The sequence below is a fragment of the Hyphomonas sp. genome (assembly GCF_017792385.1).
Classification (GTDB): domain Bacteria; phylum Pseudomonadota; class Alphaproteobacteria; order Caulobacterales; family Hyphomonadaceae; genus Hyphomonas.
Genome location: NZ_CP051230.1, coordinates 2512616 through 2535425 on the forward strand (window position 1 = coordinate 2512616; position 22810 = coordinate 2535425).

Below are 22810 nucleotides of genomic sequence, written 5' to 3' on the forward strand. Positions count from 1 at the left end.
AACAATGCCGTGATCAGTTTCCGGAACACCGCCATCGGCCTGGCCTTTCTGGCCCTGCATGCCTGTTTCGTCAGCACGGAGCCGCTCCTGCCGTCCGGCCAGGGCGCGCGCATCGCGGACGGGCCCGTCGAAATCTGCGGCGAAGGCGGCGAAGACTGCCATGCGGCGGCGTTCGACGACGACACCTATATCGTCTACCCGCCGCCGGACGCCGAGGATGAGGCGCCGCTGCGCCTGCGGTTTCTGGACCTTGCCGACTCAGACCTTGGACAGGTCTGGCTGGGCGAGGTCGAATTGCGGGCCCCGGATGATGATGAGAGCATCTGGTATTATGGCGTGGCCCATCCGATGCCGGAAAACACCGGCGGCGTGACGCGGTTCGAAATGGTGCAGCCCGACTGTATGGACGCCACGCTGAGACAGGCCGCGCGGTACGGAATCGAGCCGCTCGACTCCCACACCTGTTCGATCAGCGATATTGCCTCTCTGGCCGCCTATCTGGTCGAGGCCCATGGCGAGGATTTCAATGATCCCGACTGGTGGCGTGATCCGGACTAGCGATAGGTCCGGGCCAGCGTCTCCGGGCTTGCGCCGAGCAGGAAGCGCGTCAGCAGGGCCGCATTGCTCCAGGCCCGCTTGCGCCATCCATCGCGCTCATACTTCTCTGCAGACGTGCGCGCCTCGGCGCTGAGAAAGCAAAGCCGCGCCTTGCCCAGCGTGCGCACGATCATCACGTCTTCCATCAGCGGCACATCCGCATAACCACCAATCTCGTCATACAGCTTGCGCGAGATCAGCAGGCCCTGATCGCCATAGGGCAGGCCCAGCCAGCGGGCACGGCGATTGGCGCGCGCCTCCAGCCATCGGGCCGCGCGATCATCGGATCGGTATTTCAGGGTAAACGCCGCCGCCTTGCCGGGGCGGGTGTCCATGTGGTGCGCAGCGCGCTCGGCCCAGTCGGGGGACAGATACGTGTCGGCATGCAGGAACAGCAGCCAATCGCCCCGCGCGGCCCCGGCGCCGGCGGCGAGCTGCGCCCCGCGCCCTCGCGCCCCGGTCACCAGCGTTGCACCCGTGTCCCCGGCGATGCGCGGCGTTGCATCATCCGAGCCGCCGTCAGAGACAATCACCTCACGGATCAGGCCCAGCTCCAGCCCCGGCATCAAGGCCTGCAGACAGTCAGGCAGACCGCGGGCGGCGTTCAGTGTGGGAATGATGATCGAAAGCGGTGCAGCCATGAATTTTCCCTAGCAGGCAATGGTGCGCTGCGGAACCGGAGAGGGGTTAACACGTTTGACAGGGACAGAATTGAACAAGGATCCCTCACATGCCGTCGATTTACGAAACCCTGCAGAAAGACCATGACAAGCACCGCGAGCTGCTCGCCCAACTGGCTGAGACGAGCGGTGATTCAACCCGCCGCCGCGAACTCTGGAAGGAATTCTACTATGATGTCGGGGGCCACGCCGCCGCTGAGGAAGAAACCTTCTACAGCCCGCTGATGGAGAAGGAAGACGGCCAGCCCAAGGGGCGCCATTCAGTTGCCGAGCACAAGGAACTCGACGACATCATCCAGGAACTGGACGAGATGGACATGAGCTCCCCCGGCTGGATGACCCGCTTCAAGACGCTGCGCCATGACTATGAGCATCACATCGACGAGGAAGAAGAAGACATCTTCCCGGTGGCGAAGAAGGTCATCGGCAAGGATGAAGACGGCGCGATCAGCCAGTCCTTCCTGAAGCGCAAGGAACGCGAACGCAAGATCGTCGATGAAAAGGCCGAAGCCGCGCTGGAGGAATAACTATCCGCCCAGTTCCCCGAGCCGCTGTTCGACCAGCAACAGGTCCCGCCATGCGCGGGACTTGTCTTGTGGGCGGCGCAAAAGATAGGCCGGGTGCAGGATCGGGATCAGCGGCGCGGTGAACCCGCCCGCCGTTTTGAAGACGTGCTCGGTGCCGCGCAGGCGCATGATGCCGTCGGAGCTTGCCAGCAGGGATTTCGCCGGAACACCGCCGGCCGCGACGATCACTTTCGGCTGGCTCAGCTCGATCATCCGGTCCACGAAGGGACGGCACACGGCCAGCTCCTCGGCTTCCGGATTGCGGTTTCCGGGCGGGCGCCAATAGTTCACATTCGTGATGAAGGCATTCTCGGTCCGGTCCCTCTGGATGGCGGCCAGCATCCGGTCCAGCAACTGACCGGCCTTGCCGACAAAGGGCAGGCCGCGCCGGTCCTCTTCCGCGCCGGGCCCTTCGCCGATCACCATCAGGCTCGCGCCTGGTGTGCCATCACACACAACCGTGTTTTCCGCAGCGCCCTTCAGCGGGCTGCCTTCAAACGCCTCGATGGCCGCCTTCAGCGCATCCAGCGTCTGGCAGGATGCTGCGATCTTCCGGGCCTCCTCGACCCAGTCCACCTTCTTGCGGCGCGGGCGCCGGGCCGGCTGGGCCGGAGCCGATTCGGCGGCAGGGCCAGTGCGCTCGGCAACCTTCAGATAGGCCTGCACCGTCGCATCATCGACCTCCACGCCCATGTCGCCCCACCATTCGGTGAGGGCAGAAATGGCATCAATTGACGCAGGGGCGGGCATCTGGACGCTCTGGACCTTCCTGATAGACGCTGTAATTGCTTTACCAAATGGGCTTATGAGCGGGCAACCTATCACCCGCAAGGAGGAGAAACCAATGGCTGATGACGCTATCCAGCGCGAGTCGATGGAATATGACCTGGTCATCGTCGGCGGCGGCCCTGCGGGTCTGTCCGCGGCAATCCGGGCAAAACAGCTGGCACAGGAAGCTGGCGAAGACATTGAAGTTGTCGTGATCGAGAAGGGCGGCGAGATCGGCGCCCACATCCTGTCCGGCGTGGTCATGGACCCGATCGGCCTCGACAAGCTGATCCCCGGCTGGCGCGAGCGCGATGACCGTCCGCTGAAAACCGAAGTGACCGGCGACAAGTTCAAATTCCTCGGGCCGAACGGCGAAGCCGACATTTCCTGGCTGCCCATGCCGGGCTTCATGAAGAACCATGGAAATTTCACCGGCTCGCTGGCCAATGTCACCCGCTGGCTGGGTCAGGAAGCCGAGAATCTCGGCGTCGAGATCTTCCCGGGCTTTGCCGCGTCAGACCTCGTCATGGGCGAGAATGGCGAAGTGAAAGGCATCGTGGCCGGCGTCATGGGAATCGCCGCCGATGGCTCGCACAAGCCGGATTACGAGCCGGGCATGGAATTGCTCGGCAAATACGTCCTGTTCGCCGAAGGTGCGCGCGGCTCGCTGACCAAGCAGCTAATCGCCAAGTACAATCTGGATGAGGGCCGCGACCCGCAGAAATTCGGCATCGGCCTGAAAGAGCTGTGGTCCATTCCGGAAGAGCAGTTCAACGAGGGCTATGTCCAGCACACAATGGGCTGGCCGCTCGACAACAAGACCGGCGGCGGCAGCTTCCTCTATCACTTCCGCGACAATGGCGAGCCCTTCGTCTCGGTCGGCTTCGTGGTTCACCTGAACTATGAGAATCCGTACATCTCGCCGTATCAGGAATTCCAGCGCTTCAAGCACCATCCTTCCGTGCTGCCGCATCTTCAGGGCGGCAAGCGCGTCGCCTATGGCGCGCGAGCGATCACCGAGGGCGGCTTCCAGTCCGTGCCGAAACTGGCCTTCCCGGGCGGCGCTCTGATCGGCTGCGGCGCAGGCTTCGTCAACGTGCCGCGCATCAAGGGCAGCCACAATGCCATCCTCACCGGCATGATGGGCGCCGAAGCCGCCTATGCTGCCATCAAGGATGGCCGTCAGGGCGATGTGCTGGCGGATTATGAAGAGGCCTACAAGTCGTCTTCCGTCTACAAGGAGCTGAAGCAGGTGCGGAACGTGAAGCCGCTCTGGTCCAAACTCGGCACGGCGATCGGCATCCCGCTCGGCGGTCTCGAAATGTGGATTTCCAGCCTGTTCGGCGGTTTCTCCTTCTTCGGCACGCTCAGCCACGGCAAGACCGATGCGGCGGCGCTGAAGCCGGCCAAGAAGTTCAAGCCGATCGAGTATCCAAAGCCCGACGGCGTGATCAGCTTCGACAAGCTGACCAATGTCTCCTTCACCAACACCTATCATGGCGAAGACCAGCCCGTTCACCTTGTCGTGAAGGACATGGCGCTTCAGAAGGCGTCCGAGCATGACGTCTATGCCGGTCCGTCGGCGCGTTACTGCCCGGCGGGGGTGTATGAGTGGATCGAGGAAGGCGGCGAGCTGAAATTCCAGATCAACTCGCAGAACTGCATTCACTGCAAGACATGCGACATCAAGGATCCGAACCTCAACATCAACTGGACTGTGCCGGAAGGCGGCGGCGGTCCGGCCTATCCGAACATGTAAACCCGGCCTGACTGGTCATGGTTTCCGGAAAGCGCGGCGGGATTAACCCTGCCGCGCTTTCTCCATTTCGCGCCTTGCTCTCGCCGCATCAGGCTGCTTCACTCCCCTTCCAAGCGAACCCGGAGTGACCTGCCCATATGCGTGCCAGACTGATCCTCGCCGCCTCCGCCCTGACCCTGTCCATGACGCTCGGTGCCTGTGCGACCCCGGCCACGCCTGCGGCCGAACTGGCGGCCCCGCCGGAACCGGCCCCCGCCGAGGCGGAGCCGTCTGTCGCCCTGTCGCCGGCAGCCCGCGCGACGGCGGTTCTCGGGTCCAATGGGCGACCTGTCGGGATCTCCGCTTATCCGGCCCCGCTGGATGCGGTGAAGGCCGGCGACATGGCAGCCTTCCTGGAGATGACCTCCGGCCTGTCGCAGGAAGACCGGGATGTCAGCCCCCTGTTCGACGCCTTCCTGGCGCTTGATCGCGCCGCCGACGGCGATACCGAAGCCGCCCGCGACATTCTCAGGACCTCCGGCAGCGGCGAGGGCGAATCCGGCGAGACCGGCTTCTACGCCTTTCTCGATGCCTGGCTGCTGGCGCTGGAGGGCAAGCCGGACGAGGCCATCGAGCGCCATCGCGGCGCCGCCGGGGCCATGCCCGGCCTGACCGGGGATCTGTCCCTTGCCGCCATGCTGGAAGCGCTCGGGCGGCCGGAACAGGCTCTGGCCGTCTATGAATTCATGACCCCGGCAGAGATCGAGGCCCCCGAACACCAGTTCGATCCGAAAGGCCTGCTCTACAGCCATATCCGCACCGTGATCTCGCGCCATGCATTGCTGCTGCAGCGCCTCGGCCGGATCGAGGAAGCCAAGGCCGTCTACCAGAAGCTCGCGGATGCCGAGCCGGAAGAGGCGATCAGCTATGCCGCCGCGCTGGAAAGCCTGGAGACCGGCAAGAATCTCGACAATGAGGCGCTGGACGTCCCGGCCGCCTTCACCCAGTCGCTGGCGGACGTGTCCCGCGCCCTTCAGGAACAGCGCATCATCCGCACCATCATGATGGGCGGGCGGATCGAGGGATTTGACGACCAGCGCTCGGCCTTCGACCAGGTCGCGCTGCTGATCAATCCCGAAGACGAGGGGCTGCGCGCCGCGGTCATTGACCAGCTGTATGAAAGCGCACTGTTCGAAGGCGTGGCACATGTTGCGCTGAGCGCCCCGAAGGAGACGGCCTCGCTGCAGATTGCTGCCGGACAGGCGCTGATCATGCTGGGTGAGGAGGCAAGGGCCCGCCAGGCGGTGGCGCGCGCGCTGGAAATCACCGACGAGGATGACCGGCTGCAGACCCTGTACGGGGCGTTGCAATTGCAGACGCTGATGAATGACGAGACCGGCACCGATGCCATGGTCGAGGAAGTCATCGCGCTGGCGACCAATACGGCGGAGCTGGCCTCGGCGCATGGCCTGGCCGCAGAGATCAATGACCAGTTCGGCGACCTGGAGTCGGCTGCCGAGCATGCGGCGAAGGCCCGCGAGCTGGATGACACGCATGACCGCCGCATGGCGCTGGCCAATGCGCTGGGCAAGGTCGGCAAGGTCAATCCGGCCCTGGCCCTGTTGCGGACCGAGCGGCTGGGCCGGCCGAACGATCCCTACACGCTGAACTCGCTCGGCTATTTCCTGATTGAACACACCGACAAGTATGAGGAAGGCTTTCGGGTCCTGTACCGGGCGCGGGCGCTGGCCGAGCGCGACCCCTATATCGCGGACTCGCTCGGCTGGGCCTATTACCGCCTCGGCCATCTCAAGGATGCCCAGCGCCTGATCGAACAGTCGCGCGCCGACCTGAAGCCGCACAGGCATTGGGAAATCGAATCCCATCTCGGCGACATCTACTGGCATCAGGGGGACAAGGCCGCCGCGCGCGAAGCCTGGCAGAATTCGCTCGACAATCGCCCGCCGGCCAAGGTCCGCGCCGAGTTGGAGGGCAAGCTGGCCAATGGCATGACCACGCCGAAGCCCAAGCGTCAGGCCCTGCCGAATGTCTCGATCAGCGAGGACGAGATCGACCGCCAGGATATCTGACCGGATTGTCAGGCAGTTGAGACCTTTTGCGCGCCCCCGACGCGCCTTACTATCGCCGGAAACAAATGCGATTCCGCGATGCGAACGCTGACGGGAAAACTATGTCGAACCAAATGAATCCGCACATGCAGGAACCCGAGCCGAAGCGCAGCTTCCTGCCCGGTCCGCCCTGGGTCTGGACCTGGGCGCGCCGCCTGGTCATTCTCGGCTTTGTCCTGGCTGCGCTCGGCTTTGTGGCGCTGTGGATGTATTTCGCGGCGCTCGGCCGTCAGGTACCGTCCATCGAGAAGCTGAAACAGTACGAGCCGCCGATCACCTCGCGCGTCCATGCCGGCGACGGGACGCTGATTGCGGAATTCGCTGACCAGCACCGCGTCTTCGTGCCGTATGAGTCGATCCCCAACCATGTCGTTCATGCCTTCGTGGCCGCCGAGGACAAGAGCTTCTTCACGCACAAGGGCCTCGACTACAAGGGCATCGTGCGCGGCGGGGTGAACTCGGCCAAGAACAAGATCACCGGCTCCGGCGGGCTGGAAGGGGGCTCGACCATCACCCAGCAGGTCGCCAAGAACATGCTGCTGACCCGCGACCAGAACCTGACCCGCAAGGCCAAGGAAGCCATCATCGCGCAGCGCATGGAGAAGGAGTTCACCAAGGAAGAAATCCTCGAACTCTATCTCAATGAAATCTATCTCGGATACCGTTCCTACGGGGTCGGGTCGGCCGCGCTGAACTATTTCGACAAGTCCCTGCCGGAACTGGATTTGTCGGAAGCGGCCATTCTGGCCTCGCTGGCCAAGGCGCCGTCCTCGGTGAACCCCTACAGCCGTCCCAAACGCCTGTTGCAGCGGCGCAATTATGTGCTGCGCCGGATGACAGAGGATGGCTACATCACCCGCGAAGAGGCCGAGGAGGCAATGGCCCAGCCGCTGACCACGACGCGCCGCCTGAAGGGGCCGGAATATGCCGCTGCCACCTATTTCGTGCAGGAACTGCGCCGGGACCTGATCAAGAATTATGGCGAGGACACGCTGCAGCAGGGCGGCCTGTCGATTCGGTCGACCATCGACACCAAGCTGCAGCTGGCCGCGCAGGAAGCCCTGCAGGATGGCCTGATCGCCTATGACCGCAGGCATGGCTGGCGCGGGCCCGTCGCGACGCTGGATCCGAAGGCCGAGGATGTGCTCGAACAGCTCGACAATGTTACCCTGCCGGGCGGCTACGGCACCTGGGAAGCGGCGCTGGTCACGAAGATCGGCTCCCGCGGCGCCGAACTCCTGCTGACGGATGGCGCAACCATCCCGCTGCCGGCAGAGGAAGTGGAATGGGCGGCCACCTACACGCCGGACAGCGGCAAGGGCGGCCTGAAGGTTGGCGACGTCGTATTGGCCGAGCTTCAACGCAAGGTGCTGAACGCGCAGGAAACCGCCGCGCCTGCCGAACTCGAACTGGATCCCGATGGTGACGAGATCGACCGGCCGGAGCCCGAGCCCATGCTGGTGCCGGTTGGCAATGCCATCCTGCGCCAGGTACCGGAAGTGGACGGCGCCCTGATCGCGCTGGACCCGCATACCGGCCGGATCCTGGCCATGCAGGGCGGGTACTCCTTCTTCAAATCCGCCTATAATCGCGTCACCCAGGCCAAGCGCCAGCCGGGCTCCAGCTTCAAGCCGTTCGTGTACGCTGCCGCGCTGGAGCGGGGCTATACGCCGGCCACCCGCATGCTCGATGCCCCCTTCGTGGCGTTCGATGTGTCTACGGATGATTACTGGCGTCCTTCCAACTATACCGAAGGGCGCACCTACGGCATGGTCACCCTGCGTATTGCGTTGGAGAAGTCGCTGAACCTGGTCACCGCCCGTGTCGCGCAGGATATCGGCATGGAGGCCGTGTCCGATCTTGCCGTGCGCATGGGCGTATATGAGGAATTGCCGCCTTATCCGGCGATGTCGCTGGGCGCGGGCGATGCCTATCTGATCGACATGGCGCGCGGCTATGCCGGTTTCGTCAATGGCGGCCGGATCATCAATCCGACGCTGCTGGACCGGGTGCAGGACCGTCATGGCCGTACCCTGTTCCGGCATGACGAACGCGCCTGCGAAGGCTGCCATGCCGAAGGCTGGGACGGGCAGGAACCGCCGCAGCTGGCAGAGGTCGGCGAACAGGTCATCGATCCGATTGTCGCCTATCAGGTCACCCACATGCTGGAAGGCGTGGTCGAGCGTGGCACAGGCCGCCGGGCCCGCCGCGTAGGCAAGCCGCTGGCCGGCAAGACGGGGACCACGGACGAATATCGCGATGCCGTCTTCATGGGCTTTTCGCCGGACCTCGTGGTCGGTGTGCGGGTCGGCTTTGATGACAACCGGTCCCTCGGCGAAGGCGAGGCCGGTGGCTCTGTCGCCGCGCCGATCTTCACCGAGTTCATGGAGAAGGCCCTGGCAGACGATCCGGCAACGCCGTTCCGCATCCCGCCGGGCGTGCGCCTCGTGAAAATCGATGCACGCAATGGCGAGCTTCCCGGACCGGACACGGCCGTGATCATTGACGAGGCATTCCGCCCCGGCACAGAACCCGGCATGAGCGCCTTCCATGACACCAGCGACTGCCTGTCGATCTCCGGCGATTGCGGTACCGGTGGCAGCTCCGGCACGTTCGGCAGCTTCGATCCGGAACGCGATGCCGGCATTGTCGAGGATGATCCCGAAGCCTTGCCGTCCCAACAGCCCGGCCAGGCGCCGCGCCCCGTGCCCGAAGCGCCGGTGGACGACACGCTCGGCGACATTTACTGACATCCGGACTTTTGACCCCGAAAGGCGGGCGCGCTATGCCCCGCCTTTCCAGTTTTTAGTGAACAAGACCAGAAGAGGCTGATCCCATGTCCGCAGAAATCAAATCCCTCACCGACCAGATCCGCCAGTCCGCCGATTTGCTACGGAGGCGTCTTTGACTGGGATACAGCCACAAAACGCCTGGATGAGCTGACCGCGCTCTCCGAACGTCCGGATTTCTGGGACGACCCGCAGGAAGCCCAGGCCATGATGCGCGAGCGCCAGCGCCTGGCAGACGGCATCGAGACGGTCGAGGCCCTGCAGCGCGAAGCCGATGACGCCGAGGAATTGCTCGAACTCGCCGAGGGCGATGAGGGCATGATTGCCGACATCGAGGCCAATCTGAAGAAGGCGGCCGAACGCGCCGAAAAGGCCGAACTGGCGGCATTGCTCTCCGGCGAGGCCGACGGCAATGACTGTTTCATCCAGATCAATGCCGGCGAAGGCGGCACCGAAAGCCAGGATTGGGCGAACATCCTGCGCCGCATGTATGTGCGCTGGGCCGAGGCGCACAACATGAAGGTCGAGGAACTCGACGAACGCGAGGGCGAGGAGGCAGGCATCAAGTCTGCCACGCTCCAGTTCAAGGGCGAGAACGCCTATGGCTGGCTCAAATCGGAAACCGGCGTGCACCGGCTTGTCCGGATTTCGCCATTCGATTCCTCTGCACGCCGCCATACCAGCTTTGCCTCGGTCGCCGTCACGCCCGTGATCGACGACAATATCGAGATCGAGATCAATCCGTCGGATGTGCGTACCGACACCTATCGGGCCTCCGGCGCGGGCGGCCAGCACGTCAACCGGACCGATTCCGCCGTCCGCCTGACGCACGAGCCGACCGGCATTGTCGTGCAGTGCCAGAATGACCGGTCACAGCACCGCAACCGCGACCAGGCCTGGCAGATGCTCCGCTCGAAACTCTACGAGCTGGAATTGCAGAAGCGCCGCGAAGTCGCCGATGCCAGCTATGCCGGCAAGACCGATATCGGCTTCGGCCACCAGATCCGCTCCTATGTGCTCCAGCCCTATCAGATGGTGAAGGACCTGCGGACCGAAGTCGAAACCTCCGACACGTCGGGCGTCCTCGATGGCGACATCGACCTCTTCCTCTCCGCCGCCCTGGCGGCATCGGTCGCAAAGAATGAGGACGAGGAATCCTAGAGGCCCTAGATTTTTTGACTGAGCCGAAAGTACAACGTCACATGGGAGAATTCCGTTTCCCTTGATAGTATGGTTTGACGAGGCGTCTATTTTTCTCATTCTCGACCATTTCGTTATGGGGTTGTCAGCCTCAGGTCAGGCAGGCCAGGCTCGACACCTAATCAACATTTGCGTTTAGACGATTACGCGCGAGCGTTTACAGTGACTTCGGGGCTTGGTTGGTGTGATCCAATTAGTCAGTTCGTCGGATGCGAATAGGAACGGTTGGAATGAGTTTAATATTCTCAAAAGTCGAATTGGGATTGGTTGCTGCAATATTGATCTCAAGCGGTTGTGTAAGGAACCCGGACAGCTCGGATTCGGGAGATGGCCTTTTGTTGTGTGAATCAAATTGCGCTTTCGCAGGTTATCATTTGAAGCGTGACTCTCAGATTTTGACGGTGGGTGACGTGAGTAACGCCTATATCGATTGCTCAGATGAGCTGCACCACTGCTTTTCGAGCGCAATAATATTCTCTTATCCAAAGAACTGGAAGCAGGACGTCTATAACTGGGAGGTAGACGGAGTTACATTCAACATGAACCCAACAAAGTATTCATCCAGCATTTGTCCAGGCGTCGAGAATTCAAAATCATACCAGATCGTCGCTTTTCCAAGTGAGGCCAAATATGGACGCAGCAAATTTCTGTACGTCGTGAATGAGAGAATGGGCATTGTTGAGTTTTCGGAATCTTATTGCCTTTCTTCAGATCGACCGTGTGAGGTCTCAAGGACGGACACATATCTGGGCTGCAATGATATGAATTTCATGGCGCCGTTGCGATCAGGCAGCTGATCACGACGGCCGACAGGATCAGGCGCAGGCGCATCCACCAGGCGGGGGCCAGCTTGCGCCGGACGAACCAGGTCTCGATGCCGAGCAGGCCGGCATAGCCAAGGGCCAGTCCCCATGCGGCGGACAGGGGGCCGCCGCCCGTGGCGAAGAAGGCCCAGAGTGCGGGCAGCACGCTGAGCCCATAGCCGATGCCTGCCTCGCGCCCTCCGGATCTGGTGGCAAAGCCCCATAGGACGCCGGACATGAAGGCGAGAATGATCGCGCCATAAAAGACCTGCACATATGGTCCGACAAAGCGCGGCCCGAATGTGGCGCTGCCAAAGGCGTGCAGACCGGGCACATACAGGGTCATCGTGCCCCAGAGAAAGGGAATGAGACCAGCAAGGCCCAGCGCCAGCGGCGCGGCAGGGATGGTTCTTTCAGTCATGGTCCGGAAGATAGGACATTTCTCTCCAACGGCGAGGCGGGCAGGGGCCGCAGACACGTGTCCAATCCCCGAAACGTCAGGGGACAGGTGGGTGGCATCCTGCGGGCATGGCTGGTGCGAGGGTGGGGACAGAAAATATTTTCATCCCCCTCCCGCGCGGCGGGGGCATGATGGGCGCCATGAAACAGCTCTCGCCCGACGCACAGATTTTCCTTGAAGACAGCTGGAGGGTGCTGGGCAACATCTTTGCGTCTCTGTTGGAGCTGACCGGGCGAGGGGAGACGGTGCCGCGGCGCTATTACAATTTTATCCTGCGGCGGCTGAGGGCCGGCGAGGCGATGCTGCGCCGGATGATCCTGATGCTGGCCCTGACGCTCGAAATCGAGCCGATCCTGCCGCGAGAGCCGTCGCAGGCGGCCCCTGGCAGGACCCAGGCCCCGTCGAGCAACACGACATCGCGCCCCGAACCCTTTGGCCCCCGCACGCCGACGCCGTTTCTGCTCTGGGAGGCTCATGCCGCCTCCCGCGCGCAAGGCGAGCGCTTCGCCGAACCGCCGCGCATCTGGACACCCGGCATGGAGTGGCATTTGTTGCCGTCGGAACAGCGTGCCCTGAACACGGGTGACCTCCCCCGGACCCTGTCGCTACAGCCCCTGCAGCTGCGCCTGAAACGGCTGGAACTGGCCTTCCGGGATCCCGATGCGGCGGCACAGCGCCTCGCCCGGTGGCGCGCCCGGCAGGCCGGACTGAGAACGCTGTGGCGCGCGCGATACGAGAATGGCGAGGCAGAGCCGGGTGTGCCCTTCGGCCGGGCTTCTCCGCTGGGGCGGGCCCGCCGGCTCGCCTCCCGTACCACCTTGCCGGCGGACTATCGCCAATGGCTGGATGATCTCGACACCTATGCGCGCCGGGAATCCATCAACTCGTCCTGATACGTACTGAAATGAACATCGCCCGCCCTCTGTCTCTGGCAGGGGCGGGCGAAGCTATGGGCAGAACGGGGGTGGCTACAGAACGTCCAGCATCTCCTGGACCAGCGGGTGGCGGACCACATCCTTGCCTTCAAGGCGGACGACGGACGCACCGCCCAGCTTCTCCAGCCGTTCGGCGGCCGTGGCGAGGCCGGAGAATTCCGGCAGCAGGTCCGACTGGGCCGGGTCGCCCGTGATCACCATGGTCGAGTGCCAGCCAAGCCGCGTCAGCAGCATCTTCAGCTGGGTATAGGTGCAGTTCTGCGCCTCATCGATGACGATGAAGGCATTGTTCAGGGTCCGGCCCCGCATGAAGCCGATGGGGGCAATTTCGATCACGCCCTCTGCCAGCATGTGCTTCAGCTGTCCGGGCGACAGTCGGTCAGACAGCGCATCATAAAGCGGCCGCAGATAGGGGGCCAGCTTGTCTTCCATCGCGCCCGGCAGGAAACCGATCTGCTCGCCCGCCTCGACCGCCGGACGGGACAGGATGATGCGCGCCACCTTGCCCTTTTGCAGGGCCTCGACCGCCTTGCAGACGGCCAGGTAGGTCTTGCCGGTGCCGGCCGGGCCGAGCGCGGCGACCAGGGCCTGCTCGTCCATCGCCTTCATCAGTTCGGCCTGGTTCTCCGTACGCGGCTTGACCGTTTTCTGATAGCGCTGCGTGCGCCCATTCTCCGCCCTCTGATGATCCTGCCGGCTGTCCGCATCGTCCGGGTGCCAGCCCCGGCCGCCCTCTATGGCCTGCAGCTTCGGGCCCTTGCCGCGGGCGCCCTCCTCGAACCAGGTGTTCAGGTTCACTTCGGAACCCTGCTTCATCCGTTTTGCTGCATTGCGTTTACCCATGGAAGATCTCCTTGGTTACGGGCAAGAAAAAAGCCACCGGCGAACTCGCGCGATGGCTTGGCGGAAACTGGGAGGAAGAAAGGGCCGTCCGCCCCGTGGGCGGTGTGGCCAGGTCCCGGGAGCGGTCTCCGGGCGGCGGGGTGTGACAGGGTCTGGTGATGACCGTCTCCAACTCCGAATCTGTTGATGATTAGAGTGTAGCAAGGTTATCAGAAGATTAAATGATAATTCCGCGCGCGAAATAACGAGGAGACGCAGACCCCATGGCCATTTACGAGATCGACGGAACCCGTCCCACCCTGCCGGACAGCGGAGACTATTGGGTCGCCGAGAACGCACAGGTCATGGGAAACGTGATCCTGAAGGAGAACGCCTCGGTCTGGTATGGCGCTGTGCTGCGCGGCGACAATGACCCGATCACGATTGGCGAGAATTCGAACATCCAGGATGGCAGCGTGCTGCACACCGATGTCGGTTGCCCGCTGACCATCGGCAAGGATGTCACCGTGGGCCACATGGTCATGCTGCACGGCTGCACGATTGGCGACGAGACGCTGATCGGCATCGGATCGACCATTCTCAACAATGCAACCATCGGGAAGAACTGCATCATCGGCGCGCATGCGCTGATCCCCGAAGGCAAGGTGATCCCGGACAATTCGCTGGTCATGGGCGCGCCCGGAAAGGTCGTGCGCGAGATTTCAGATCACCAGGTCCAGGTGATCCGCATGTCGGCGGTCCATTATGTCGAGAACTGGAAGCGCCATCGCGCCGGCCTGAAGCGGATCGACTAGGCCTCTTCGTCCGGGCGCAGGAAGTTCACCGCGAATTCCTGGTCGCCGGACCGCACAACACGTCCGCGCAGATTGCCAGCCGTTACCACTTCGCCAATCGGCGGGCACTGGAACTGGCCATTCGTCTTGAAGCTGGCACCGGTCAGCGAAATGTCGATCACGGTGCAGGGGATCTGCAGGCCGTCCTTGCGGCCGATAAAGGCCGGGCCGCCGGTCGGGAAGCGCGACGCAGCCCGCTGCTCCGGGGTTTCCATCAGATCCTTGTTGATCAGCCAGCTCAGCCGGTCGGCCAGCTTCTTGCGCTTGTGCGGCACGACGTCGAACTCGACCGCGAACCCGTCCTTCGACCTGCGCACGACCCGTCCGGCAACGCGGCCCAGATCGTCGAAATAGCAGATCACATTGGCGCCTTCTTCCGGCACTGTGGCGGCGCGCAGATAGGCGCCGGAACAGGACAGGTTTTCTGTCACGAGTTGATGGTCTTCGCTGGCCTCGTCGAGGAAACAGCCTTCGAGTTCAAGATCGACGCGCTTGTATTTGCGACGATCCTGTTCGGTATTGATGACAGCATTGAACTGCGGCACAGACAAATCTAGCGCGGACATGTAAATCTCCTGAGGTCCCTTGCGGCAACCTGTCTGTTCTTCTCCATCACCCCTTTACTTACACCAGTTTCGTTCACAAACTGTTGACGAGAACGGAAGGATTGCGGGCAATTCTTCACCATAAGGTTTATTGGGAGGGCCTCCTGTGCGGGAGACTTATGACTATATTATTGTCGGCGCAGGCAGCGCCGGCTGTACTCTGGCCAACAGGTTGAGCGAAAATCCGGACGTGAAGGTCTGCCTGATCGAGGCAGGCAAGAAGGATAACAATCTGATGGTGCGCATGCCCGCTGGGGTTGGAAACCTGATCAAGGCCGAGGGGCCCTACAATTGGGGGTTCTGGACCGAGCCGCAGAAGCACATGAATGGCCGCAAGCTCTGGTGGCCGCGCGGCAAGGGCTGGGGCGGCTCCTCCTCGATCAATGGCATGATCTATATTCGTGGCCATGCCCGCGACTATGACCAGTGGGCCCAGATGGGCCTGCGCGGCTGGAGCTTTGCGGACGTGCTGCCCTATTTCAAGCGCTCCGAAGGCTATGAAGGGGGCGAGTCCGATTTCCATGGCGGCACCGGCCCGCTCAAAGTGTCCGAAAGTCCGCTGTCCTCCCCGGTCTACCGCGCCTTCCTTCAGGCCGGTGAGCAGGCCGGCTACAAGAGCACCAGCGATTTCAACGGCGCCGACCAGGAAGGGTTCGGCCGCTATCAACGCACCATCCACAAGGGCGAGCGCTGGAGCGCATCCTATGGCTATCTCCGTCCGATCGTGGGAGTGCGGGACAATCTCACCGTCATCTCGACCGGCCAGGTCACGCGGGTCCTGATCGAGAACGGCCGCGCCACCGGCGTTGAAGTGGTCGAAGGCAAGGGCAAGCTGGCCCAGGAAATCCACGCGTCGGGCGAGGTCATCGTCTGCGCCGGCGCCGTCCAGTCCCCGCAGCTGCTTCAGCTGTCCGGCATCGGCAATCCCGACCATCTCAGCCGTTTCGATATCAAGCCCGTGGTGGCTCTGCCGAATGTCGGTCAGAACCTGCAGGACCATCTCGACGTCACCGTGATCCACGAGATGACCCAGCCGATTTCTGCCTACTCCATGCAGAAGGGTCTGAAGAAGCTGGGCGTCGGCATTCAGTATCTGGTGAACCAGACCGGTGCAGGCGCCGACAACCACTTGCAGGCCGGAGCGTTCCTGAAGTCTCGCGAAGGGCTGGAAATGCCCGACCTGCAGCTCCACTTCGTCAATGCCATCATGATGGATCACGCCAAGCATCAGGCCAACAAGGATGGCTATACGGTCCATTCCTGCCAGCTGCGGCCGGAAAGCCGGGGAACGGTTTGCCTCGCATCAGCCGATCCGTTTGCGCATCCGGCCATTGATCCGAACTATCTGGAAGCCGAGGAAGACCGCCGGGCGATGCGGGAATCGGTGAAGATGATCCGCGATATCTGCGGGCAGGATGCGTTGCGGCCCTTCACCGGCGCGGAGATGATGCCGGGCGAGAGCGTGAAGACCGACGACGAAATCGACGCCTTTATCCGACGGTGCGGGGAAACGATCTATCATCCCATTGGCACGGTCGCCATGGGGGCGACCGATGACAGTCCGGTCGATGGCGAATTGCGCGTGCGGGGTGTGGCAGGTTTGCGGGTCGTGGACGCTTCGGTGATCCCGACCCTGATCGGGGGCAACACGAACGCCCCGACCATCATGATCGCCGAGAAGGCGGCCGACATGATCCTGGGCAAGGCGCCGCTGGCGGCCGAAAGCCCGGAAATTGTGGCGGCCTGATCACGGCGATCAGCGAACGTTGTTGGCCACCAGCTTGAGGGCTGGCTCGGCGCGGCGCGTATCCGGTGGCACCAGCATGGCCACGCGATGACGCCAGATCGGCCGTCCCTTCAGAAGGGGCACGCCCCCCAGCGTCTGGTAGAGGCCGAGAAAGCGGGATGAGGCGCCATGGATGGAGGCGTGTGGCAGCGGCATCAAGGTGATTTCCACTTCGACCCGCTGTCCTGTCAGGGTTTCGCCGCGTCCCCGGATCACACCCGGCGCTCCGTCAGCGCGCACGGCGTCAAGGAAGCCGGTCAGCATGGAGCGGTCGGGCCCGGTCCACAGGCCGAGAAAGTCGTGGTCCGCGAGTGGCCGGCCGAGCAGGGCGCTGACGCCATCGCCGGCGGAGCGGAATACCCAGGCGCCATCATCGGTTGCCTGGATCATGAAGATATTCGCGATGAGGTCGGGATGATCGTTCGCCCGCGGGGTGGAATCCTCGTTCTGCGCCGGGTTGGCGTTCATGCGCTTCCATGCCTCCAGCATGATGCGCGTGTTGGGATGAATTGACCGGTCGTGCATGACGGGCGTGCGCTCCATATTGTCTTTTTGTCTTTTGGCCCTCGAGGGGCATGTGGGAGAGCTGTTCCGCAATATTTATTCCAGCGCGGCATTCCCGCCGGGGGGGAATAACCGGCGGACTCCGGGCTGGATTTTCCCCCGAAAGGAGTTGTTCGGCACCAAAACCGGTATTTGGCGGCGCAGTGAACGTGTCCGCACCGGCGCGCGAGTCTCAACTCGGTACAGCCCGCTCGAGAGGCCTGATCGCGAATCAGGTCGGGCGCGGCTTGAGAGTGCTGTGTGTCCGGAAAATCCTGCCTCAGATTTCCGGGCAGGGCGCGTAATGCAGCCATGCTGCCACAGAATATGAGAAAAACTCGGCCTTACTCATGGTGAAGCCTTGTCATCACTCACCTTTTGTCTAGTCCTTCAGGAGTGCAGTTTTTGCTCAGTCAATTCCTCCCAATCTCCACAATCAGAAATTTGCTCAAAGGGACCCCTCACGTGAAATCCAGAAAATTTGTTTCGGGTGCGCCGAAGTTCAAATCGGCGCTGACCTTCAGCGCAAGCTTTGCCGCAATTGCCGTCCTCTCCATGCCTGCCCACGCGCAGGACGCTGCGGAAGAGGATGAGAGCCGCACGCTCCAAACCGTCACCATTACCGCGACCAAGCGCGAGCAGACGCTCCAGGATGTGCCAGTCGCGGTCTCCGTGGTCGACGAGGCGGTCATCGAAAAGGCGGAGATTGTGGATCTGGGAGACCTGCAATCCATCGTGCCGTCGCTGCGCGTCAGCCAGCAGCAATCCTCCGCAAACACCAATTTCATCATCCGCGGCTTCGGCAATGGCGCCAACAATGCCGGCATCGAGCCGTCCGTCGGCGTGTTCGTGGATGGCGTCTATCGTTCGCGGTCCAATTCCCAGATTTCCGACCTGCCGAACCTGCAGCGTGTCGAGGTCCTGCGCGGGCCGCAATCGACCCTGTTCGGCAAGAACGCATCGGCTGGTGTCATTTCCATCGTGACGCAGAAGCCGCAATTCGAATGGGGCGGCAATGTCGAGGGCACCGTCAGCAACTATAATGGCTATCGCCTCGGCGGGTACGTTACGGGGCCGATCTCCGACAAGCTGGCGTTCAGCCTCGGCGGCAATTTCAACAAGCGCGACGGCTATGTCGAGGACCTCGGCGATGGTCCGGACACGAATGAGCGCAACCGTTGGGGCCTGCGCGGCGACCTTCTGTTCGAACCGACGGACGACATGTCGTTCCGCCTTATCGCGGACTATGACGAGATCGACGAAATCTGCTGTGCGGCCGCAAATGTGGTGAACGGTCCGACCGGCGCTGCTGTCCTGGCGCTTGGTGGCAATCTGGTGGCAGAGGATCCGTTCTCCTATCAGGTGGCCTACAATTTCGGGTCCGAGAACCAGATCAAGAATGGCGGCCTGTCACTGCAGGGGGATTTCGATCTCGGTGCGTTCACGCTGACCAGCATCACGGCCTATCGTACGTCGGATTTGAGCACCAATCAGGATTCTGACTTCACCAGCGCCGACATTCTCGGCCGCAAGTCCGACGATGTGGAGATTGAAACCTTCACCCAGGAAGTGCGCCTGACCTCGAACGGTGATGGCCCGCTCAGCTGGATGGTTGGCGGTTTCTATTTCGACGAAACCGTGGATATCGAGAACCAGCTGCTCTACGGACAGGACACACGGGGTTATATCGACATCCTGACCTCCAACCTGATCACAGGGCTGGAGCCGACCGTGTTCGGCGTTCCGGTCGGCACCTTCTTTGCGCCGGGGGCGGGCTTCACCGAATTCTATGGTCAGGATGACACTTCGGCCTCGCTGTTCGGGACCGTGGACTATGAAGTGACCGACCGCCTGACGGCCACGTTCGGCCTCAACTATACGCAGGTCAACAAGAACGCCTTCTCCAATGCTGTCTCCACGGACGCATTTGCGGCAATTGACCTCAACGCGGCGGCGCCGTTCATCAGCCAGGCCACCGCTGGCGGCCTGCTGCTGCAGGCAGGCGTGAACCCGACAGACCCGGCCGCGGTGGCCGCCTTTGCAGCGGCCTTCCCCACAGAGTTCGCCACCATCCAGGCGACGGCTGCGGCCGCGCCGACCAGCCTGCAGCAGGTTCAGTTCCTGCCGCCTTTCCTCAACTTCCCGAATGCGGTGGAAACCGGCTCCACGGATGATGAGGATACGTCGGTGACCTTCCGTCTTGCATATGACGTAACCGATGCGGTGAATGTCTACGCGTCCTACGCAACCGGCTTCAAGGCATCATCCTGGAACCTGTCGCGCGACAGCCGTCCGACTCCGGCAGACTATGCCTTGCTGGCGCAGGGCGGGCTGCTTGTCCCGAACCTGACCACGGGCACCCGCTTTGCCGGGCCGGAGGAATCCAAGGTCTACGAGATTGGCGTGAAAGGGGCGTATGCGGACTTTGCCTTCAACGTGGCGATCTTCGACCAGACGATCGAGGGCTTCCAGTCCAACGTGTTCACGGGCACCGGCTTCGCCCTGGCCAATGCGGGCGAGCAGTCCACCCAGGGGCTTGAACTCGACGCCCAATGGAACGCCACCGAAAACCTGCTGCTCAGCTTCGCCGGCACCTTCCTGGATCCGGTCTATGACAGCTTCGAAGAATCGGCGAGCGGCGACATCTCCGGGCAGAAGCCCTATGGCATACCGGAAGTGTCGACGTCCACGGCAGCGACCTACACGTTCAATGTGAAGTCCTATGACGCATTCGTGCGGGCAGACTGGCAGTATGAGAGCCCGACGGATTATTTCGACGATCCGGCGAACCAGGCCCTGATCGACGATCAGAAGGAAATCAGCACGTTCAACGCGTCGGCTGGTCTGACCACCGAGAACGGCCTGAGCTTCACGCTCTGGGGGCGGAACATCTTTGATGACGAGTACATCACCGTGGCCTTCCCGGCCGTGGCGCAGACCGGCTCGATCTCCGGATATCCGAACCAACCGGCAACCTACGGCCTGACCGTCCGCAAGACGTTCTAGGCGTCAGCGGTCCCTGTTTTCGGAAGGCCCTGTCGCGCGCGGCGGGGCCTTCTTGATTCCCGGGACCGGCTAGTCCGGCCGGTACGCCGCCAGCGAGACCACGGCGAGCACAAGGCAGCCGGTTTCGAACCCGGTAAACATCAGGAAGCCGGAGGTCGGCGTGTCTCCTGCGATGAGGCCCGCAATCCGCGCGAACACATAGCCGCCCATATAGGCAGTGATGAACCACAGCGCCGGGCGCACCATGCGGGCGCGAATCGCGCCGGCCGCCGCCAGCAGGCCCGCGCCCAGGCTGACCCCGCCATAAATGCCCCGGACCTCATACACGCCGTTCGGTCCGCCGGGCTCCACGCCCATGGAGGCGGTCATGGCCACCGGGTCGATCAGCGACCAGATCCCGAAGGCTGCGAAGGTGAGGGCGATGACGGCAAGAAAGATGCGGATGAACATGCAAGGGGACATAGGGCAGGGCGCCGATCCGTAAAGTTTCGCGCCTGCGCGCGGGCCGCCAACCTGAATTTCTGCGCGAATCGGGATGGAATCCGGATTTCCGGTCCCATCTCTGTTGGGTACGTCACTTCAGGAGCCTGCCCATGCGCCAGTCCCGGCGAGCGCCCCCCATCATCAATGCGCCGCCCTTCGTCACGGCTGTGGCGCTGGCCATTATTGCCGCGCATGCAGTGAGGTTGCTGGCGGGCGGCCGGCTCGATGCCGTGTTCGTGGAGATCGGCGCGGTGTTTCCGGACCGTTTCTGGGGCTGGGCAACCGGTCAGGGCGTCATTGGCGGTTATCCGCCCTATGATTCGGCGCTGGAAGCCCTTGCCCCGCTGGCCGGCACGGCGCTCGTCCATGGCAGCTGGTCGCATCTCCTCATGAACACGATCATGCTGGTCGCGGTCGGCAAGCCGGTCTATGGCGCGCTGGCTCATCTGGCCCGAACCCGCGCCACCGCGAATCTCGCCTTTCTCGGCGTCTTCGTGGTCGCCGTGATTGGCGGGTCGTTGGCCCATCTGGCCTCGCACTTTCCAGATGGTCCGCCGGCGATCGGCGCATCAGGCGGCGTGTCCGGCCTGATCGCCGGCGCGCTGATGCTTCAGAACGGCGTTCCGATTCGCCTGCTGGACCGCAAATTTCTGACCACAAGCGCGGTCTTCTTCGTCGGCAACCTCGTGCTCGCCTTTCTCGGCCCGTCCATGTTCGGTTCGGAGATCGCCTGGCAGGCCCATATTGGTGGCTATGTCGCCGGCGCGCTGCTGTTCCGCTATCTGGCCCGGGGGCTCGGCCGGGCGCGATTCGGCACCTGATCGCCTCGCCCGGGGAATTATGGTAGGCTTCCTGAAAACAAGGGACCCAAAAGGGGCCGGAACACAGGGAGGACGTGGATGACCATAGACCAGATTCTGAAGGACAAGGGATTCGCCATCATATCGGTGCGGGCCGGCGAGACGCTGGCCGCAGCTGCACGCACGCTGGACGGCAAGCGAATCGGCGCCGTCGTCGCGCTGGATGATGCGGGCGGCATTGTCGGCGTGCTTTCAGAACGGGATATCGTTCGCCATGTCGCGCGACAGGGCGCTGCCGCGCTCAACCTGAATGTCGGCGATGCCATGACGCGGGACGTCATCAAGGTCGACTCGACCACCAAGGTGGATGATGCGCTGCAGCTCATGACAGACCGGCGGATTCGCCATTTGCCCGTAATCAGTGGCGATGAACTGGTCGGCGTGGTCTCGATCGGCGATCTGGTGAAGTGGAAGATCGCCGAAACAGAGGCTGAGGCAGAGGCGATGAAATCCTACCTGTCTGCCCAGTACTGAGGCGAAAACCCCCATATCCATTGGCCTGTTTCGATTTGGCGCCGCCATGGCCTGACGGCCTCCTGGCTTTTCTCTGCAGTTTTGTGATGAAAAGCTGATATTGGGGGTTGCCGCATTCGGGGGGCGGGAGTACATCGCCACCTCCGCTGACGAGGCCTTCGGGTTTCAGACGCGGGACCCGGTAGGAAGGGCGCTTTCGGGCCCCTGAGATCGGTTCTCCAGATCGCTCGGATTTGCGAGCCGGACATGTTCGGCAAACGGGATCTTTTGCGCTGTAAACATTGCAGACCGGATGGTTCACCATTCAACTGCAGACGGCGCAAGAAAGGGTGTTGACGGCGAGAAAGGCGGTCCATATAAGCCGCCACTTCGCTGACGAACTCCTCGGAGTTCAGAGGCAACCCGGCGGCGGGTTTTGACCGGTTCGGAAGTTTCAATCTTCCTCGGCCAGAACCTTGAAGTCGGTTCCCTGAAACGCTCGAATTTGCGGGCCGGATGTTTTCGGCAGGCGGGTTCATTTGCGCCAAAATTGAAGCGGTCCTGGTGCCTGGCACCGAACTGCAGAAGAGGCGGAAAAGAGAGTTGACGGGAAGAAGGGCGGTCCATATAAGCCGCCACTTCCGCAGACGACGCCTTCGGGCATCTGAAGCGGGCCCGCTGAAAAGCTCACCTGACTGGTGAAAAAGTTCTTGAACTTTTCGTCGAACAGGGG

At 62.6% G+C, this 22810-nt stretch carries 19 protein-coding genes; 12 read left to right on the forward strand and 7 right to left on the reverse strand.

What is annotated here, in order from left to right; translation table 11 throughout:
* Window positions 1-9: 9 nt before the first annotated feature.
* On the forward strand, window positions 10-558 hold the full coding sequence (locus HF955_RS12270; RefSeq protein ID WP_291075404.1) for a hypothetical protein: 549 nt from the start codon (window positions 10-12) through the stop codon (window positions 556-558).
* Here HF955_RS12270 and HF955_RS12275 read toward each other — a convergent pair.
* Window positions 555-1238 carry a TIGR04283 family arsenosugar biosynthesis glycosyltransferase gene (locus HF955_RS12275; RefSeq protein ID WP_291075405.1) on the reverse strand — a complete coding sequence of 228 codons (684 nt, stop codon included), beginning with the start codon at window positions 1236-1238 and terminating at the stop codon, window positions 555-557. The two genes, HF955_RS12270 and HF955_RS12275, sit on opposite strands and share 4 nt — an antisense overlap.
* An 89-nt stretch (window positions 1239-1327) precedes the next feature.
* On the opposite strand from HF955_RS12275, the gene HF955_RS12280 reads away from it, so the two are divergent.
* Window positions 1328-1804, forward strand: a complete 477-nt coding sequence (locus HF955_RS12280; protein WP_291075406.1) for a hemerythrin domain-containing protein — start codon at window positions 1328-1330, stop codon at window positions 1802-1804.
* Here the strand turns inward: HF955_RS12280 and HF955_RS12285 are convergent, their stop codons facing one another.
* On the reverse strand, window positions 1805-2593 hold the full coding sequence (locus tag HF955_RS12285) for a uracil-DNA glycosylase (RefSeq protein ID WP_291075407.1): 789 nt from the start codon (window positions 2591-2593) through the stop codon (window positions 1805-1807).
* A 94-nt stretch (window positions 2594-2687) separates the two neighbouring features.
* Here HF955_RS12285 and HF955_RS12290 point away from each other — a divergent pair, with 94 nt between their 5' ends.
* The 4 genes from HF955_RS12290 (at window position 2688) to prfB (ending at window position 10428) form a co-directional block, all read left to right on the forward strand.
* Window positions 2688-4370 carry an electron transfer flavoprotein-ubiquinone oxidoreductase gene (locus HF955_RS12290; RefSeq protein ID WP_291075408.1) on the forward strand — a complete coding sequence of 561 codons (1683 nt, stop codon included), beginning with the start codon at window positions 2688-2690 and terminating at the stop codon, window positions 4368-4370.
* Window positions 4371-4507: 137 nt separating this feature from the next.
* Window positions 4508-6439 carry a tetratricopeptide repeat protein gene (locus HF955_RS12295; protein WP_291075409.1) on the forward strand — a complete coding sequence of 644 codons (1932 nt, stop codon included), beginning with the start codon at window positions 4508-4510 and terminating at the stop codon, window positions 6437-6439.
* Window positions 6440-6540: 101 nt separating this feature from the next.
* On the forward strand, window positions 6541-9228 hold the full coding sequence (locus HF955_RS12300) for a penicillin-binding protein 1A (RefSeq protein ID WP_291075410.1): 2688 nt from the start codon (window positions 6541-6543) through the stop codon (window positions 9226-9228).
* 86 nt (window positions 9229-9314) lie between these two features.
* A protein-coding gene (prfB, locus tag HF955_RS12305; protein ID WP_291075411.1) for a peptide chain release factor 2 occupies window positions 9315-10428 on the forward strand; the annotation gives its coding sequence in 2 pieces (ribosomal slippage) (window positions 9315-9383 and window positions 9385-10428; 1113 coding nt in all).
* 807 nt (window positions 10429-11235) lie between these two features.
* Here prfB and HF955_RS12310 read toward each other — a convergent pair.
* A complete protein-coding gene (locus HF955_RS12310; RefSeq protein ID WP_291075412.1) occupies window positions 11236-11691 on the reverse strand; it encodes a DUF3429 domain-containing protein in 456 nt (151 codons plus the stop codon).
* Between the two features lie 179 nt (window positions 11692-11870).
* Here HF955_RS12310 and HF955_RS12315 point away from each other — a divergent pair, with 179 nt between their 5' ends.
* Window positions 11871-12623: a hypothetical protein gene (locus HF955_RS12315; RefSeq protein ID WP_291075413.1), complete on the forward strand. Its 753-nt coding sequence runs from the start codon at window positions 11871-11873 to the stop codon at window positions 12621-12623.
* Window positions 12624-12698: 75 nt separating this feature from the next.
* Here HF955_RS12315 and HF955_RS12320 read toward each other — a convergent pair whose 3' ends face one another.
* A complete protein-coding gene (locus HF955_RS12320) occupies window positions 12699-13508 on the reverse strand; it encodes a PhoH family protein (RefSeq protein ID WP_027838433.1) in 810 nt (269 codons plus the stop codon).
* A gap of 263 nt (window positions 13509-13771) precedes the next feature.
* Between HF955_RS12320 and HF955_RS12325 the strand changes: the two genes are divergently transcribed.
* Entirely contained in the window at window positions 13772-14302 is a 531-nt protein-coding gene (locus HF955_RS12325) for a gamma carbonic anhydrase family protein (protein WP_027838432.1), read from the forward strand.
* Here the strand turns inward: HF955_RS12325 and HF955_RS12330 are convergent.
* Window positions 14299-14907 carry a PilZ domain-containing protein gene (locus tag HF955_RS12330; RefSeq protein ID WP_291075414.1) on the reverse strand — a complete coding sequence of 203 codons (609 nt, stop codon included), beginning with the start codon at window positions 14905-14907 and terminating at the stop codon, window positions 14299-14301. The genes HF955_RS12325 and HF955_RS12330 overlap by 4 nt on opposite strands.
* A 145-nt stretch (window positions 14908-15052) precedes the next feature.
* Between HF955_RS12330 and HF955_RS12335 the strand changes: the two genes are divergently transcribed.
* Window positions 15053-16693, forward strand: coding sequence for a choline dehydrogenase (locus HF955_RS12335; RefSeq protein ID WP_291075415.1), 1641 nt, complete (start codon window positions 15053-15055; stop codon window positions 16691-16693).
* 9 nt (window positions 16694-16702) lie between these two features.
* Here the strand turns inward: HF955_RS12335 and HF955_RS12340 are convergent, their stop codons facing one another.
* The gene (locus tag HF955_RS12340; protein ID WP_291075416.1) at window positions 16703-17275 is read right to left on the reverse strand and encodes a PAS domain-containing protein; all 573 of its coding nucleotides are present in this window, start codon (window positions 17273-17275) and stop codon (window positions 16703-16705) included.
* A 465-nt stretch (window positions 17276-17740) separates the two neighbouring features.
* Here HF955_RS12340 and HF955_RS12345 point away from each other — a divergent pair, with 465 nt between their 5' ends.
* Window positions 17741-20281 (forward strand): TonB-dependent receptor, encoded by a 2541-nt coding sequence (locus HF955_RS12345; RefSeq protein ID WP_291075417.1) that lies wholly within the window; start codon window positions 17741-17743, stop codon window positions 20279-20281.
* A 69-nt stretch (window positions 20282-20350) separates the two neighbouring features.
* Here HF955_RS12345 and HF955_RS12350 read toward each other — a convergent pair whose 3' ends face one another.
* Window positions 20351-20731, reverse strand: a complete 381-nt coding sequence (locus tag HF955_RS12350; RefSeq protein ID WP_291075418.1) for a DUF4345 family protein — start codon at window positions 20729-20731, stop codon at window positions 20351-20353.
* A 143-nt stretch (window positions 20732-20874) separates the two neighbouring features.
* On the opposite strand from HF955_RS12350, the gene HF955_RS12355 reads away from it, so the two are divergent.
* Together HF955_RS12355 and HF955_RS12360 are read left to right on the forward strand one after the other, a co-directional pair.
* Complete coding sequence (locus tag HF955_RS12355) at window positions 20875-21585, forward strand: rhomboid family intramembrane serine protease (RefSeq protein WP_291075419.1); 711 nt, start codon at window positions 20875-20877, stop codon at window positions 21583-21585.
* 78 nt (window positions 21586-21663) lie between these two features.
* The gene (locus HF955_RS12360; protein ID WP_291075420.1) at window positions 21664-22098 is read left to right on the forward strand and encodes a CBS domain-containing protein; all 435 of its coding nucleotides are present in this window, start codon (window positions 21664-21666) and stop codon (window positions 22096-22098) included.
* Window positions 22099-22810 lie beyond the last annotated feature (712 nt).

Bases quoted from the DNA above. Each gene is read 5' to 3' on its own strand.
- HF955_RS12350 (WP_291075418.1), bottom strand. From the start codon at position 20,731: ATGTTCATCCGCATCTTTCTTGCCGTCATCGCCCTCACCTTCGCAGCC.
- HF955_RS12325 (WP_027838432.1), top strand. From the start codon at position 13,772: ATGGCCATTTACGAGATCGACGGAACCCGTCCCACCCTGCCGGACAGC.
- HF955_RS12275 (WP_291075405.1), bottom strand. From the start codon at position 1,238: ATGGCTGCACCGCTTTCGATCATCATTCCCACACTGAACGCCGCCCGC.
- HF955_RS12360 (WP_291075420.1), top strand. From the start codon at position 21,664: ATGACCATAGACCAGATTCTGAAGGACAAGGGATTCGCCATCATATCG.
- HF955_RS12330 (WP_291075414.1), bottom strand. From the start codon at position 14,907: ATGTCCGCGCTAGATTTGTCTGTGCCGCAGTTCAATGCTGTCATCAAT.
- HF955_RS12320 (WP_027838433.1), bottom strand. From the start codon at position 13,508: ATGGGTAAACGCAATGCAGCAAAACGGATGAAGCAGGGTTCCGAAGTG.
- HF955_RS12285 (WP_291075407.1), bottom strand. From the start codon at position 2,593: ATGCCCGCCCCTGCGTCAATTGATGCCATTTCTGCCCTCACCGAATGG.
- HF955_RS12340 (WP_291075416.1), bottom strand. From the start codon at position 17,275: ATGGAGCGCACGCCCGTCATGCACGACCGGTCAATTCATCCCAACACG.
- HF955_RS12280 (WP_291075406.1), top strand. From the start codon at position 1,328: ATGCCGTCGATTTACGAAACCCTGCAGAAAGACCATGACAAGCACCGC.
- HF955_RS12355 (WP_291075419.1), top strand. From the start codon at position 20,875: ATGCGCCAGTCCCGGCGAGCGCCCCCCATCATCAATGCGCCGCCCTTC.
- HF955_RS12310 (WP_291075412.1), bottom strand. From the start codon at position 11,691: ATGACTGAAAGAACCATCCCTGCCGCGCCGCTGGCGCTGGGCCTTGCT.
- HF955_RS12300 (WP_291075410.1), top strand. From the start codon at position 6,541: ATGTCGAACCAAATGAATCCGCACATGCAGGAACCCGAGCCGAAGCGC.
- HF955_RS12290 (WP_291075408.1), top strand. From the start codon at position 2,688: ATGGCTGATGACGCTATCCAGCGCGAGTCGATGGAATATGACCTGGTC.
- HF955_RS12315 (WP_291075413.1), top strand. From the start codon at position 11,871: ATGAAACAGCTCTCGCCCGACGCACAGATTTTCCTTGAAGACAGCTGG.
- HF955_RS12295 (WP_291075409.1), top strand. From the start codon at position 4,508: ATGCGTGCCAGACTGATCCTCGCCGCCTCCGCCCTGACCCTGTCCATG.